Annotated in this window: 15 protein-coding genes and 1 riboswitch; all 15 genes read right to left on the reverse strand. The window is 37.7% G+C overall.

The genetic code is table 11. The features are described from left to right. Window positions 1-52 precede the first annotated feature (52 nt). The 15 genes from MKX57_RS22085 to MKX57_RS22155 all read right to left on the reverse strand — a co-directional run bounded on the left by MKX57_RS22085 (window position 53) and on the right by MKX57_RS22155 (window position 16,135). On the reverse strand, window positions 53-1,750 hold the full coding sequence (locus MKX57_RS22085; protein WP_008175207.1) for a M3 family oligoendopeptidase: 1,698 nt from the start codon (window positions 1,748-1,750) through the stop codon (window positions 53-55). Window positions 1,751-1,827: 77 nt separating this feature from the next. Next, on the reverse strand, window positions 1,828-2,403 hold the full coding sequence (locus tag MKX57_RS22090; protein WP_008175209.1) for a YdcF family protein: 576 nt from the start codon (window positions 2,401-2,403) through the stop codon (window positions 1,828-1,830). A 77-nt stretch (window positions 2,404-2,480) separates the two neighbouring features. Beyond that, window positions 2,481-4,223 (reverse strand): cache domain-containing protein, encoded by a 1,743-nt coding sequence (locus MKX57_RS22095; RefSeq protein WP_342550612.1) that lies wholly within the window; start codon window positions 4,221-4,223, stop codon window positions 2,481-2,483. A gap of 214 nt (window positions 4,224-4,437) precedes the next feature. Further along, the gene (locus MKX57_RS22100; RefSeq protein WP_342550613.1) at window positions 4,438-6,186 is read right to left on the reverse strand and encodes a methyl-accepting chemotaxis protein; all 1,749 of its coding nucleotides are present in this window, start codon (window positions 6,184-6,186) and stop codon (window positions 4,438-4,440) included. 76 nt (window positions 6,187-6,262) lie between these two features. After that, window positions 6,263-7,558 carry an arsenic transporter gene (locus MKX57_RS22105; RefSeq protein WP_008175213.1) on the reverse strand — a complete coding sequence of 432 codons (1,296 nt, stop codon included), beginning with the start codon at window positions 7,556-7,558 and terminating at the stop codon, window positions 6,263-6,265. Window positions 7,559-7,628: 70 nt separating this feature from the next. Further along, entirely contained in the window at window positions 7,629-8,348 is a 720-nt protein-coding gene (locus MKX57_RS22110; RefSeq protein ID WP_008175214.1) for a YebC/PmpR family DNA-binding transcriptional regulator, read from the reverse strand. 203 nt (window positions 8,349-8,551) lie between these two features. After that, complete coding sequence (locus MKX57_RS22115; protein ID WP_008175216.1) at window positions 8,552-9,013, reverse strand: low molecular weight protein-tyrosine-phosphatase; 462 nt, start codon at window positions 9,011-9,013, stop codon at window positions 8,552-8,554. A gap of 61 nt (window positions 9,014-9,074) precedes the next feature. Continuing rightward, window positions 9,075-9,677 carry a 1-acyl-sn-glycerol-3-phosphate acyltransferase gene (locus MKX57_RS22120; RefSeq protein ID WP_036121211.1) on the reverse strand — a complete coding sequence of 201 codons (603 nt, stop codon included), beginning with the start codon at window positions 9,675-9,677 and terminating at the stop codon, window positions 9,075-9,077. 79 nt (window positions 9,678-9,756) lie between these two features. After that, window positions 9,757-10,590 carry a putative RNA methyltransferase gene (locus tag MKX57_RS22125; RefSeq protein ID WP_107922316.1) on the reverse strand — a complete coding sequence of 278 codons (834 nt, stop codon included), beginning with the start codon at window positions 10,588-10,590 and terminating at the stop codon, window positions 9,757-9,759. Between the two features lie 2 nt (window positions 10,591-10,592). Next, window positions 10,593-11,960 carry an MATE family efflux transporter gene (locus MKX57_RS22130; RefSeq protein WP_043989914.1) on the reverse strand — a complete coding sequence of 456 codons (1,368 nt, stop codon included), beginning with the start codon at window positions 11,958-11,960 and terminating at the stop codon, window positions 10,593-10,595. Window positions 11,961-12,095: 135 nt separating this feature from the next. Then, the gene (locus MKX57_RS22135) at window positions 12,096-12,860 is read right to left on the reverse strand and encodes a tyrosine-protein phosphatase (RefSeq protein WP_089985794.1); all 765 of its coding nucleotides are present in this window, start codon (window positions 12,858-12,860) and stop codon (window positions 12,096-12,098) included. A gap of 135 nt (window positions 12,861-12,995) precedes the next feature. Beyond that, window positions 12,996-13,946, reverse strand: coding sequence for an ABC transporter substrate-binding protein (locus MKX57_RS22140; RefSeq protein WP_089985795.1), 951 nt, complete (start codon window positions 13,944-13,946; stop codon window positions 12,996-12,998). Further along, complete coding sequence (locus tag MKX57_RS22145) at window positions 13,930-14,487, reverse strand: hypothetical protein (RefSeq protein WP_008175227.1); 558 nt, start codon at window positions 14,485-14,487, stop codon at window positions 13,930-13,932. The genes MKX57_RS22140 and MKX57_RS22145 overlap by 17 nt, the downstream gene beginning before the upstream one ends. A 160-nt stretch (window positions 14,488-14,647) precedes the next feature. Continuing rightward, a riboswitch (cobalamin riboswitch) is annotated at window positions 14,648-14,847 on the reverse strand. Window positions 14,848-14,949: 102 nt separating this feature from the next. Next, on the reverse strand, window positions 14,950-15,495 hold the full coding sequence (locus MKX57_RS22150) for a glutathione peroxidase (RefSeq protein ID WP_089985797.1): 546 nt from the start codon (window positions 15,493-15,495) through the stop codon (window positions 14,950-14,952). Between the two features lie 88 nt (window positions 15,496-15,583). Further along, a complete protein-coding gene (locus MKX57_RS22155; protein WP_008175231.1) occupies window positions 15,584-16,135 on the reverse strand; it encodes a hypothetical protein in 552 nt (183 codons plus the stop codon). Window positions 16,136-16,201 lie beyond the last annotated feature (66 nt).

Below are 16,201 nucleotides of genomic sequence, written 5' to 3' on the forward strand. Positions count from 1 at the left end.
TCGCTCACTTCCACTATACTAGTCGTGGAAGTGTAGCGAATTTCAGTATTTGTTATAGCGAGGAATCGTCTACAGAATTTAGGTATGCCTCAATTTCACCAATAACTGATTCGACACAGCCATCTTCAAATGGTGAAATTAAGCCTGCCTCTTTTACAAGCTTTGTAAATGACATGGAGCCACCTAAACCACATAGATGAATATAGTCTTTCCAAGCCGCCTCAAAGTCTTCACGTGAACGCTTCCAGAATTGGAAGGCACAAATTTGTGCTAGCGTGTAATCAATATAGTAGAACGGACTAGCATAAATATGACCCTGACGTTGCCAAATTCCACCTGCTTCGAGGTAGCTATTGTGATCATAGTCACGATGTGGCAAATATGTTTCCTCAATTTTCTTCCATGCTGCCTTACGCTCAGCTGGTGTCATTGTAGGATTTTCATAAATAATATGTTGGAATTCATCAACTGCAACACCATATGGTAAGAATAAAAGACCACTACTTAAATGTGTAAATTTATATTTTTCTGTATCTTCTTTAAAGAATAGCTCCATCCATGGCCATGTGAAAAACTCCATACTCATCGAGTGGATTTCACAAGATTCGTAAGTTGGCCATAAGTATTCAGGAATGCCGATGTTACGGCTTGAATAAACTTGGAAGGCATGTCCGGCTTCATGTGTTAACACATCGATGTCACCTGAAGTACCGTTAAAGTTCGAGAAAATGTACGGAGAATGATAGTTTTCGATAAATGTACAATACCCGCCACTCTCTTTTCCTTTCTTGGCCACTAGGTCCATAAGGTCATGATCAATCATGAAATTGAAAAACTCTCCCGTTTCAGGTGATAGCTCCTCATACATCTTTTTACCATTCGCCACAATCCATTCTGGATCACCTTTTGGCGTCGCATTGCCTGATAAAAAGTTCAGTGCTTCATCATAGAATTTTAAATCGTCAATCCCAATACGCTTCGCCTGACGCTCATACAGCTTTGTCGCTACAGGAACAATTAAGTCGCGAACTTGATCACGGAATTTCTTCACCATCTCTGCGTTATAATCAATACGATTCATTCGAATATAACCAAGCTCAACATAGTTGTTATAGCCAAGTTTAACTGCAATTTCATGGCGTACTTTTACAAGTTCATCGTATAAGCGGTCAAATTCATCGTCATGCTCCGCAAAGAAACCAAAGCGTGCATTTGTTGCTTCTTTACGCGTAGCTCTATCTGTAGACTCTGCAAACGGTCCAAGCTGAGCAAGTGTTAAAGTCTCACCATTAAATTCGATTTGTGCAGATGCTACAAGCTTATTATACTCAGAAGCTAGCTTATTTTCTTTTTGCATCAAATCAATGACGTCTGGTGAGAACCCTTTAATTTGATAGTTAGCGAGATCGAATAATTGTTGACCCCATTTTTCTTCTAGTTGCTCACGGAAAGGTGAGGCAATCAATGCTTTATAATACTCCGTGGTTACTTCTTCTAGCTCAGGACTAACTTCATCGAAATAGTCGCGCTCTGCTTGATAAAATTCATCGTTTGTATCAATCGATGCGCGAATATACACTAAGTTAGCCATTGTAGCAAAGTCATTACTGATTGCATTTAATTTTTCAATGATGCTACTTTGTTCGTCCATCGATTGCGCTTTTTTAAATTGGTCGACGAGCGCTAATTGTTGCTCTTTCATCCCCGCAACATGTGGACGGTTGTACTCATAGTCTTTAAACGTTTTCATTGAAGTCCCCTCTTTCTGTCATATACCCCGTGATATTTCTATTATATGTCAAATCTTAGCTATTAAGAAACAATTTTTTAATAACCTACTATATATGTTTTTAGTAATGCCGCTCGCTCTCTTATTTTTAGTTTAGCTTCTACTGACTTTGGCGTTTTAGCTGACACTACATCTACTTCAAAATCTAAAGACTCGGCTAAATATTTCGCACGTTTTAGATGGAAGTCATTTGAAACAATCGTAATTTTCTTTGTTTCCTTTGGTATAAGTTCTTTAGAAAATACTAAATTCTCATACGTGGAGGTGGACTGATCCTCCTCGATAATTCTCGTAGCATCAATACCATTTTGCTCGAGATAATCTCTCATCACGGATGACTCCGTTCGATCTTCATCGGGTCCTTGTCCCCCTGACACAATGACCTTTACTTGGGGATACTTTACTAAATATGGAACGGCCTCCTCTAATCTACTTTTTAAAGAAAGTGATGGTACACCTCCTGGTTTTACTTTCGCTCCCAGTATGATCATATAATTAGCCGAGCCATCTGCATTTGCTTCCACCCCACGTTCAATTTCTTTCCCCAACCAAATATAGAGGACAATTGCTATAAAAATTAGAACAACACCTACTCTAATCAACCATTTTTTCACAAATCAACCCTCCCTTACCTTTTATTAACGTGACTACAGAAAAAAGGATGCTTGATTACCAAGCACCCTCAATAATTTTATCTTAAAATAAAGCGTTTAATGGATTCCTGTAACGCTGTAATCTCATCTGTTAAATCATTGGAAGATTCACTAATAAGCTGAATCGCTAGTTGTTGCTCATCTACCGATGCTGTCACCTCTTCAGAAGCAGCGGCATTTTTTTCACTGATCATTGCAATACTTTCAATGGATTTCATCATATCATTCTTAGCGCTATTTACATATTTTACGCCATCGGTCATATCACCAATAATTAAAATGATCTTTTCCACAGCCATTTTGATTTCTTTGAAGGAAGACTCTGTTACCATGACAGAATCATTTTGTTGACTTACAATGACGTGAGTTTTCTGCATTTCATCATTGACTAAATTTGTTTCACTCTCAATCCCCTTTAAGGTAGTGCGAACTAGCTCAGTTGCTACGGATGTTTGATCAGCTAGCTTTCGTACTTCCTCTGCGACCACAGCAAATCCTTTGCCATGTTCACCTGCTCGTGCAGCCTCAATAGATGCATTTAGAGCCAGGAGATTGGTTTGATCAGAGATCTCTGTAATTGTCCCTACAATGCCTTCTATTTCACGTACCTTCACAATTAAACTCCCAAAAACGGACTGAATATTCTGAATAAGCATTGAAGATTCCTGCGACTTATCCTTTAAACTAGCGATATTAACGATACCCTCTTCATTTGATTTTTGCATATGTTGTGATGCATCTAGCATTAATTCATTTTTATCGTGCAATCCTTCAATTTGTTGAGCAAACTCAGTAGCTGTTCGATTTGTATCTTCCGCCTCTGATGCTTGTTTTACGGCGCCATTCGATACTTCATTAATAGCTTTAACGATTTCATCGCCATAAGCATTTGTTTCTTCAGCAACCGCGGTTAAATTTGACGATGTCGATTGAATTTCTACAATTGCTTCTTCTACATCTGAAATTAGTGTTTTTAATTGATCAACCATTTCATTGAAGCCCTCATTTAACTGGCCAATTTCATCTGTACGCTGTAAATGCTCAATATCTACAGTTAAATTACCCTTTGCTACTTCACGTACGCGTTGGGATAATTTTTTGACTGGTAATGCCAAATGCCTAGATACTAAAATAACAACCATAACACCTATGATAATAGCACCCGCTAACGTCAAACCAATGACTAATAGTAACGAGTTTGCCTCTGCATTAAAATCCTGCATATATGTACCTGATGCAATAATCCATCCCCAATGTGGATCTTTTGCTGAATAAATAATTTTATCCGCCAATACATTCTGGCCTGGTAGCTCAAATTCGTATTTAGTAAAACCACCCCCATCCAATGCTCGGTCAGTTACTTCCCGAATAAAGTAATTTCCACTACTATCTTGATCGTTCCAAAGATTGTCACCTTCTCGAGTAGGGTGTGTTGTTAATGTTCCCTTATCATCTAATACATAGATATAGCCGTATTCCCCCAAGTCACCTGGATAATTAATCGGCCGCTTCCCTTCACTATCCTTAGGTCCCAAGAAAGCCTCGCGAACCCGTTCCTGTGCTACATCTAAAGGTATATCTCCCTTTTCAACACTTTCATTGGCAAGTTCAATTATTTGCAAAGCAGATTGAACACTATTATAAATTACTTGCTCTCCTATATCCTCCATACCATTCTTGGCCTTACTATAACTAACCACGCCAATTATTAAACTTGGAATAATTAGTAGTGCCAATGAAATAACGACTAGTTTCCCCTGTATCGAACGTAAAAACCTCATACTTTAGCCCCCCTTATTCTTCTCGCTCAAAGAGTATATTAACTTATATTATGTTATGATTTGGAAGTTTCCGCAATGGATAAAACGCAAATTAATTCCCCTATTCGGTTTATTTCGATAAATACATATCATTATATTTTTATTTTTCTCCAACTAGCGTAAAAAAACTATTTTTCTACAAGACTTCTTCTCATAGAAAAATAGTTTACAATGATCATAATTTGAACGTATTGATTGTTTCAGTTACCTCTTTAGATGTTTGATCTAACAACGCTACAACTTCATTTAATTCTGAAACCCTTGTTACTTGTAAGTCAGAAGCCATTGCTACTTCTTTTGTTCCTTGCACATTATGCTGAGCAATATCATTCATCTGTTCTGTAGTAGCTAATATTTCTTCAGAGCCCGCTGACATTTCTTCAATGACAGCTGAATCATCCTGAATCTTATTGTTTACCTCAACAACTGATTCTAATATTTGTTCTAGGCTTTCACCAATACGTTGTACAGCCCTATTACCTGCTTGTACATCTACCGCACTACCAGACATTTCATGTAATGCTCGTTCTGTAATGGTCTTAAAGCTTTTCAGATGTGTATGTATTTCATCCGCTGATGCTTTAGACAGTTCAGCAAGCTTCCTTACTTCATCTGCAACGACTGCAAACCCCTTACCAGCTTCCCCCGCCCTCGCCGCCTCTATCGCCGCATTTAATGCCAGTAAGTTGGTTTGGTCAGCAATGCTCGTAATAATTGTTACCATCTCTTCAATAGAGCCGAATCGATCTCCCATTTCCTCAACATGTTTAGCCGTTCGTAAAACGGAGGATTCCACGTTTTGAATTTGAGATACGACCTCTTGAGAATGATTCACGCTAGTTTCCACTAGGCCCGTCATCGTTGAGGATGATTCAGCAATCTCAGAAGTTGTATCAGCCAGTCGTTGAATACCTATCGACATTTCATTCATCGTTAAGACAACTTCTTGATTGTTTTGCTGTTGCTGCTCACTACCAGCAGCGATTTCAACTATACGATCAGCAATTTGAGCATTTGATGTTTCAACATGTTGTGTAGTTTCATCAATCTTTTTCACAACGCTTTGTAAGGCGAATGTTTGTTGCTTAATGGTTTGGAATGTTTCTTTTAATTTTTGTAAGGACTCCTGAAAGGCTCGTGCAAACATAGAAATTTCATTTTTCCCTCTTAGCTGGATTTTTTCAACCTCCATTGTTGCCTTCGCGATATCCCCTTGTGCAAAACTTGACACCGCGTCCCCTAAATTTGCCAATGGCTTTAGTGCTTGATTTATGTAACGGTACATTATAAACATAACAATTCCTGTTAAAACTAACATTACTATAATTAATGCTGGCAAAATGGCTATCAATACAGCATTCGTTACACCGCTTACCTCGTTAGCCTCTATATCTACCCCTATAAACGCCACAATATTTCCTGATGCATCCTTTAATGGTACTGTACCAGACAAATAATCCCCAAAACCGCTATGTAAAATATTAGAGTAATAACTTCCTGTATCCATTACTTTTTCAATATCTTTATATAATGTAGAAGAAGACTCCTCTCCTATAACACCTGCATTTTCTTGGTCATCTGCTGGCATACCATCCACTAAAAATCGAACTTTTTGATCTTCCTGTGGAACGGCAAAAGTATAGGCATACAGGACCCCATTTATTTCACGCAATTCATTCAGTTCTTCTCTTAGCTGCCAATATAAATTTGATTCCCTTGGGTCCTTTGATAGTTGTTCATAGTCCTCTGGGTTTAATTGTTTCGCAATGTTTTCTGCTACCGCGACAGCCTGTGCACCCATTGTTTTATTAACGGATGATTTCGCTGTGTAGATCATTGTGACAATAAAAAATGCTAACAAAGCTACTAACATAACAAATGACATCAACACGATTCTATTACTTAATTTACCTGGTACTCGCATGCTTACCTCCTTTAACATACTACTAAGTTAATCTATTAACTATTGTACTATTATTTGCACTATTTCGACAATAAAACTATGCTAATAACGATATCCAAATAACTAAAGCAATTAAAGTAGCGAATAATGTCGGAACTGTAAGAATTATGCCGAACTTAAAATATTGCCCCCAGCTAATTTTAATCCCTTTTTGAGCTAAAATATGAAGCCATATTAATGTCGCAAGTGAACCGATTGGAGTCATCTTTGGGCCAAGATTAGTACCAATTATGTTGGCATAAATGAGTCCCTCTTTCATCATGCCTGTTGCGCTTGTTTCAGAGATTGCTAATGCATCAATCATGACTGTTGGTAGATTGTTCATGACTGCTGATAAAACGGCAGCTACAAATCCCATAGTCATGGTCGCTACAACGAATCCTTGCTGCACAGCATGTTCTAGTAAACTAGCTAGTATACCTGTCATCCCTACATTTTTCAGGCCGTAAACAACCACATACATACCAATGGAAAAGAACACTATATTCCATGGTGCCCCTTTGACAACTCTCTTTGTATCTACAAAAGAACTACGATTTGCCAGCCATAAGAAAATAGCGGCTACACTACATAAAATAAATGACACTGGAACGTGGAACATTTCGCCGATTACAAATCCCACTAGTAAAATTACTATTACATACCAAGATATCGCAAATAACTTCGGGTCTCTAATCGCCTGCTTAGGTTGTTCAACTGCATCGAGAGAATAGCACTGTGGTATGGAACGACGAAAAACCACATACAGTACAGCTATACTTGCAATTAAAGAAAAGAAGTTCGGTACAACCATATGAATCGCATAATCCATAAAGCCAATCTCAAAAAAATCTGCTGATACAATATTTGTTAAATTACTAATAACAAAGGGTAAGGATGTTGTATCTGCTATAAAGCCACTAGCAATAATAAATGGGAAAATCATTTTTTCCGTCATATTCAGTTTTCTAACCATTGCTAAAACAATGGGTGTTAATATTAACGCCGCCCCATCGTTAGCGAATAGCGCTGATACTATTGCTCCTAAGCAAGCAATATAAACAAATAAACGTATACCACTTCCTTTAGCAAGTCGTGCCATATGCAGGGCAGCCCATTCAAAAAAGCCAATTTCATCTAAAATTAAGGAAATTAAAATAATACCAATAAACGATAAAGTAGCATTCCAAACGATTCCTGTTACTTCCAGCACATCCTGCCATGTAACTACTCCAATTATGAGTGCGATGGCGGCTCCTATACAGGCTGACCAACCAATCGATAATTTACGTGGCTGTACAATAACAAAAAATAAAGTCACTAAAAACAAAATAATCGCTAATGCAGTCTGCATGATTTTCCTCCCTAATTAAAAACCAGTAGCTTTATGTGCTACTGGTTTACTCAATCAATAATATATTGGATTATTCACCTAAATCAGCATTGTGGAAGACATTTTGAACATCTTCTAAATCTTCTAATGCATCGATTAATTTTTCGAACTTTGCAACATCGTCGCCAGTTAATGTTACTTCAGTCTGCGGTAGCATAGAAAGCTCAGCTACTGTGAATTCTTGTATGCCAGCAGCCTTTAATGCCTCTTGTGTAGCAAAGAATTGATCCGGTTCTGCATAAATAATAACCGCTTCCTCTTCTTCCAAAATATCACGAGCATCTACATCTGCTTCCATTAAAATTTCTAGTACTTCATCAGCTGTTTTACCTTCTAAACCGATAACTGCAGTAGAATCGAACATATACGCAACAGATCCACTAACACCCATATTTCCGTTATTCTTACCAAATGCTGCGCGCACATCAGATGCTGTACGATTTACATTGTTTGTTAAAGCATCTACGATAATCATTGTGCCGGCTGGACCAAAACCTTCATAACGTAATTCATCAAAGTTTTCGTCACCGCCACCTTTTGCTTTATCGATGGCTTTTTCTATAATATGCTTAGGAACACTATATGTTTTTGCACGTTCAAGCACCACTTTAAGTGCACGGTTTGACTCTGGATCTGGTTCGCCTGATTTAGCTGCCACATAAATTTCTCGCCCAAATTTAGCATTGATACGACTAGTGCTTTGATCTTTAGACGCTTTCTTTTCTTTAATGTTATTCCACTTACGACCCATTGTTTCCACTCTCTTTCAAAGGATAGATTTATAAAAAAATAATAGATATGCAGTTGCACATCTTAAAATGGTAATTAAATACTTATCGTATCTTTACTCTGCAAATAATAACATAATGATGCTTACAAAGCTAGATATACCAATGTTTATGCTTGTTTTTTCTGTAGCAATAGCTGTAAAAATTTACGCTATTTAGCATCCTTCTATAACCATTCCTCTTTAATTTTATCTAGTAATGCCGTACAGCCTTCTAGCACTAAATCATAGGTTTCTTGAAAATCCCCTGTGTAATAAGGATCAGGAACGTCTTTACGATGTTCTGTTAAATCTAAAAAACGAAAAATCTTTGGTGAAGTAGGATTTCCTAAGATCGTTCTGATATTGCGAATATTGCTCTCATCCATACCAATAATGTATGTGAATCTTTCTACATCAGCCTTTTGTAGCTGTCGACCTACCATTCCTATTGTAGAAATACCATATTCTCTAAGCTTATCCTGTGTGCCTCGGTGAGGAGGTTCATCGATATGCCATGAGCTTGTTGCGGCAGAATCCACAGCAATTTTATCGTCTAAACCCTCTTTTCTCACCAGCTCTCGCATAACCGCCTCCGCCATTGGCGAGCGACAAATATTGCCTAAGCAAACAAAAAGTACTTGAATCATTACGATAATCCTCCTACAACAAAGCACCCAAAATCAATACGATTCTGAGTGCCACTTCATTTTATTTTACTGCAATACGATTTTCCAATTCTTCTGTTAAAGCGACTAGTTCACGTTCAAGGTGTTGAGTAAATTGCTCCCGACCTTCTTTTCCTTTACCCGTTACATAAAACGGCTCGCCATAAATTAAATAGCCTTTACCGCGCTTCATGACATCTCCAGCATTACGTGCACCAACGTAGGCTGCTGGAACAATTTGCGCCTTTGCCAATTGAGCGATTGTAATGGCTCCTTGCTTTAAGTCCGTTCCTTCTGAATTACGTGTTCCAGATGGGAATATCCCCACTACTTTTCCTTCTTTCAATAACTGTGAGGGAATTTTAATAACGCTCGGACCAGGATTATCACGGTCCACTGGGAAGGCATTTAAATGTTCAATAAGCCAGCCAAGACCCTTCATTTCAAATAATTGCTTCTTCGCCATAAAGTGAATTTCTTGAGGGTACATGGCAACGCCGAGGTTTAAAATATCTACATAGCCTGTATGCGTACAAGCTATAATATATCCACCTTCTTTTGGCAAGTTTTCCTCACCATACACACGAGCCTTCGAACCCATAAGTTTTAATATTACTTTAACAATATTTGCTACTAATTTATACACTGTCACATTCCTACCTTATTCAATAGTTATTCCCATTGTAATCGAAAAGACTAGTATACTGCAATTGTAGGTGATCATCTTACATCTTTCCAACCAATAGATCTACATCAATCGTAATTTCACTTAATACAATGTCTGTCTCATCTTTTTTATGCCAGCCCATCGGTGTCATCTCCAATAAAGCAGGGACAAGCTCCTGAGCAAGTGGCAATGTATAAGTGACTCGTTCTATATTCACTTCGCCAAAACTATCTTGGAAACGAGCAACAATTTGTTCATTAGAATATGTTTCCTTACTCGAATCGGCATATAATTGAGCACGCAGCTCCTGTAAATAGCCGCTTTGTGGCACAACCTTCACCATACAGCCATTAGGCGCAAGAAGCCTTTTAAATTCTTCATAATTTGCCGGTGATAAAATATTTAAAATAGCGTCAAAGCTACCTTGTGCAAAAGGACTCTTAGCTAAATCGCCAACACACCAAATTTGCTGTGGATAATGTCGAGCCGCAGCCAAAATACCCTCTTTAGCTATATCAATACCGATGCCTACCCCATTCTTTTTCTCATTCATAATACGGGCTAAATGCGATCCCTCTCCACAGCCCGTATCGAGCACTGTATTCGCAGAGTTAATAAGCTCCCCAATCTTTGCTTCTACAACATCATAAATCCCACTATCAATAACAGCTTTGCGAGATTCAAAAAGATCTTTACTATATTTAGAAGTAGAGCCATGTGTCAGCATATTGACATAGCCCTGCTTGGCAATATCAAAAGAGTGATTGGCAGAACAAACGAGTCTCCCTTGCTCATAGACGTGCATAGATTGCTGACATAACGGACATGCAAAAAGCGCTATATGTTGATCGATCAATGCTGCACCTACTGCACGTTTAGATAGTGCTCCCATTGCTATTCCTCCTTCTGTTCATTCGGTGAAACGAGGGCAAAACGCTCCCACTTTCGGCTTTTCCATCTAAAGTATACGATAATTGCCCGTACCCATTCATCTGCAGAGATAGCTAACCAAATACCTACTAAACCCCAATCTAGGACAAATACAAAAAAGTAACCTAATGGGAGGCTCATACAAACCATCGACAGAAAACCGATTTTAACAGGGAACCTTGCGTCTCCTGAGGCACGTAAAGAGTTAATGACGACTATATTCATCGTCCGACCAGTTTCTAGCACTATACTTAATGCCAAGACAGATGCTCCGATAGCCATCACCTCGGGGTTATCTGTAAAAACATGCATAAGCTGCTTGCGGAAAATGGTCACTACACCAACCATAATAATGGTGAAAATAAATGCTGCTCGGACACTTGTCCACAGCTGATGATAAGCCTCATCCTTTTCTCCAGCACCTACATGCCTACCGATAATGATGGCCGTTCCTGTCCCAATCGCAATAGCGAATAAATAGGTAAACATTGATATGTTCATAGCATATTGTCTGGCTGCCAAAGTTTCTGCCCCTAAATATGTGGCATAATATAAAAATATGATCTGGCAAAACTGGTAAAGAACCTGCTCAAAGGCAGACGGTAAACCAATGTTTAAAATTTTTCTTACATATTCCTTGGAATACTCAAAGTAGTAGTGTAGCTTTACTCTTACTTCCATTACTTGATAAAGCAACCAGAAAAACACGATCATCGCTAATCCTCTACTAATCACTGAAGAGATGGCTGCACCTTTTACACCAAGCTCTGGTAAACCAAAATTCCCAAAGATCAGGCCGTAATTAAGGATAACATGCAGTACATTCATGCCAAGTGATACATACATCGTCTGTTTCGTCCAACCATGAACACGAATAATTGCAGCAAGGGCATTAATAATTGCTTGAAGGAAAATAAAACTCCCTATAATCACTAAATAACTTTGAGCATAATGAAGGACCTCACCTTGCAAGTTCATCATCGACATTAAATGACTAGCAAAGAAGAAAAATAGAACACTCATTATAAGGCCAACTGCCAAATTCATTGTGACTGCTAGAGCCGATATTTTAGCCGCTTCAAAAAACCGTTTCGAACCTAAATATTGTGATACAACGATGGACGCACCGTTGCCGACTACCTCAAGAATTAAAATAGCGATATGAATATATTGATTGGCTGCACCTACTCCTGACACAGCATTATCTGATAGAGCACTAAGCATAAAAGTATCGGCTAGTCCCATCAACATAAATAAAAACACTTCTAAAAAGATAGGCCATGTTAAATGGAATAGACTTAACTTAGTTGTTTCTTTTATTGTGTCTGCCAATACCTTCACTTCTCCTATACTTTTCTTAAAAATCTATTGTATCTTATCATAAATTTTCAGACTGTAAAGAGATTTATAGGAAGACAGCGCTTCCACATAAAAATTCCCTCTCACTAATTGTGAAAGGGATTTTATTTAGATTAAGCAATATGACTGTAATTGCTCACGCTTATCAGCCGTTAGACCAAACTCCTGCTCCAAAAAAGCTGTCTTTGAGCCATAACGATGATCCATAGCATCTAACGCTGCCTGTAAATAATCCTCACGAGCGGACATTAAAGCATAAAATTGCTGTAATTCTTGTTCATTATACTGGTGCTGGATCGTTTGAGCCATTCTTTCTACCATGGGACGCAAATGAATATTCGTATCTAAATAATCTTCCATAATGGTCTCTTCAGGTACGTCTAAAGCCAATAAAATAAGAGCTCCGCCAATTCCTGTTCGGTCTTTTCCAACTGCGCAATGATGGACTAGCCCTAAATTATCAGGGTTTTGTATAGTCATCATTAATTCTTTAAAAGAGGGATTATGAAAAGGCATTTGTGCATAAAAGTCCTTGAACATATCAGCGTTAACTACTTTATAAAACTCTCTACCACCTGTATTAGTTGGCATTTCAAAAGCATGCTTTCCCTTCGCAGGGATTTGAATATATCGAGTTTGTGGAAACACAGGATTAGGATTATGTTGTACTTCATTCGTGTCACGATAATCAAAAATTGTTTTAATACCTAATGTTTCAAATAATTCTTTATCTGTCGATGTCATTTTACCAAGTGCGGCAGAGCGATAAAATAAGCCATTTCTTATAACACGCCCATCCCTCGTTTGATATCCCCCCATATCTCGGAAATTATAAACGGCCTCAAACGGAATATTTTTTTGTATTTGCTTCACTGAACTACACCTCCCTATATTAATAAGCGTTCTTACCTTTATTCTATCGAACAAACTACATTAATACCAATTTTCACACTAGGTAATAAAATAAAAAATGCTAGCTGTAATAAACAACTAGCATTTTCTACGATCTTATTTATATAACTCTGGATACACAGCTTTAGCAACAAGCTCAACTGCTTCACCGATACGTGGACCTGGACGATTTGAGATATCTGTGTCAAGGGACTGAACTGCCTTGTTCTGAATAGCTGTTACCGTATTCCACCCATCACGAGCAAGGATTTCTCCAATTGGATTTTCTGTATAGTTGACTGTTGTTAAAATGACGTCTGGATTTCTCGCAATTACATCTTCCTCAGATATTTGCTTCCAGCCATCTAAATCTGCAAACACATTCTTTACATTTGCCGCATTTAATATTTCTTGTTGGAAAGTGCCAGAGCCTGCTGTATATATTTCTGGCTTTGGACTAATTTCTAAATAAACATTTTTTGGTGTTTTTACTTCCTTAATCTTTGTTTGCACATCAGCGATTTTTGCTTTAATTTCCTCGTTTAATGCCTTTCCTTTATCCTTAACATCCATAACAGCTGCAATTTGTTCGATATCTCCATATACATCATCAAATGTAGCCGCTGATTGAATAACAAATACTTTAATTCCTGCATCCTCGAGTGGCTTAAGTGCATCCTTCTCACCAATCGTATACGCAATAACAACATCTGGCTTTAACGCTAAAATTCGCTCACTGTTATAATTCACAGTATCAGAAACACGTTCGATTTTTTGGGCAGCTTCTGGATATGTATCATATTCAGTGGCACCTACAATTTTATCGCCAACCCCTAATGCAAATAGAATTTCTGTGTTACTTGGTTGTAAGGACACAACTGTTTTTGGTACTTCCTTAAACTCTATTTCTACACCACGATCATCGGTTACTTTGTAACTTGTTTGCTCAATTTTTTGTTCATCTTGGGTAACATTTTTATTTTTTGTATCTTCCGCAGTTCCACAACCTGCTAAAACGAGCGCTAGCAATAAAACCGATAGCCATTGTAAATTAAATAGTTTCTTCATTATTATTCACCTTTTTCTTTTTCATTGGATATGATTTACTCATAAACGGAATTTCAGCGATTCCAGCTTGTTGATTCGTATAGACAGCCATTACAAAACATACATTGGCTAATAAGCCTAAATAATCGAAGAGAATAGTCGGTACCTCTCGTTCTTCCGAAACCTTGTGTAAAGTTCGATATGATTTTTTCGCCTCACTACGACAAAGATGTAAAGCAGCAGCAGCCTCTGTTCCTTGAGGTAAAACAAAATTTTGAATCTCTTCCTTCACATGACTTACATAAAAATCATAGCGCTCACTTAACCAGGATAGATCCTCATCTGTAACTGCTAGCTTCCCACGAACCGAGCCATTCACATGATAAGCCATAGGTAAAATCTGTGTTAAATCATCTGCAACAACCTGGACATCCTCTTTCTTCACTATAGCTAGTGCAGCCCCTAAATGCGTTGTTAAACTATCTGTGCGAATCTCAAAATCGACAGTTGAAGCCTTCTCTCGCATAAAAGGATAACAAGAATAACGTGCATCTTTTTTCAACCTGCTGTCCCCCTTTTCATAATGAAAATCCTTACTTTTTTAGAACATAAAAAAACGTCGCTCCTCACGCAAAGGAACGACTAAAATAACATAATGATTGTCATAGAAACACGACACTGCCTATGTATTTGCCGTATATCCTCCTAGCTTCCGAAGAGTTGTTATACGTTCAAATAAAGGTCGGTCTCCTGGCTTGTACAACGCTCCTATATAATTAAATAAGAGCTATAAAGAACCTTCCCATTTCCTATGAAACAGTGGTTCATCTTTATAATAGTTGTACTTACAGTTGCGGAAACAGCTTCGGCTTATACCGAATTCCCGATTATGCTAGCTAGCACCTTTATTCTGCAAGAATAATTCACTTGTAAAGCAGTTTATCATAGTTTGATAGGAAAAAATAGTTGCGTACAAAAATGATAGCCGTTTTAGAAGAATTTTCATTTCCATAAAATCACTCTACTATAATACTTTTTCAATTGCTTGCTCAATATCTAGCTGTGAGTCTGTAGGCTCAAAGCGAGCTATGGTTTTTCCGCTTGCATCTACTAGGAATTTAGTAAAATTCCAGCGAATATTACGACCATCTAAAAAGCTTGGAGCAAGTTGAACAATTGCCTCAGCAAGCATTTTCTCCTGCATGCTTGCTTTTCCGAATTCACGAAAATCAACTTCATGTTTTAAATAATTAAATAAAGGATGTGTCGTCTCACCATTTACTTGGACTAGTTCAAAAATGGGAAACGAAACTCCATAGTTGACCTTACAAAGATGCGCAGTTTCCTCTCCATCTTCAGGATTTTGATGGCCAAACTGATCACAAGGAAATCCTAGAACGACAAAATTATTTTTGCCATATTTATCGTACATTTTTTGTAAGTCTTCAAATTGATATGTAAATCGGCATTGATTGGCCGTATTAACAATTAGCATCGTTTTCCCTCGAAAAGTTTCCATTGATAAAATTTCACCATTCGGCTTTCGTACTAAATAATTATAAATGCTCATTCCCTAACCCCTTTTGTCTTTTTCATATATTATAGTTGACTAATCTCCTAATAACCAAAGAGTTTGCACAAAAAACACCATCTCGTTACTAAGAACGGATGGCTGACTTATATTTCTTTTTATATTTAACATTTTGCTCTTCATTAATTAAGCGATGGGCTATGTCTAATAATTTAGGATCACTCGTTTGATCATATAATTTTTTTAAAGATACAATAATATCATAGCGAATGAGAGTAGGATGCTTTTCATCTAAACAGGTTTGAAATCTCTTGGCTAAATAAGATACGACTAAATCGCTTTGTACTTGACCTGCTAAACCAATTTTCCAAATAGCCTGTAATGTATGCCTTGCCGTGACGGGCTTTTCATCATAAGTCACAGCCCAAATCTTTAAAAAATCTTCTAATACTCTTTCTTCGGGATCACTTTTTGCAGCTAAAGCACATAAAATTTGTGCGGCAAGTGCACGTGCATGCCCATTTTTATATGTAAGCGCTTGTACAAGCTGTTCCCACACTGCATATGTCCAATCTACGGGCTCCTGCATAATTTTCATCAGTTCCTCGTAAGATTCATATTGAATATCTCGATCACGCTCTGTTAGATTACTAAAAAGTTGCAAAATCTCTTTTTCCATAATTTATCCCTACCTTTATTGTTTCAGAACGTCATAAAACTTGATTTATGTTACACTTAACTTAAT

The organism is Lysinibacillus sp. FSL M8-0216 (assembly GCF_038595555.1).
Taxonomy (GTDB): Bacteria; Bacillota; Bacilli; order Bacillales_A; family Planococcaceae; genus Lysinibacillus; species Lysinibacillus fusiformis.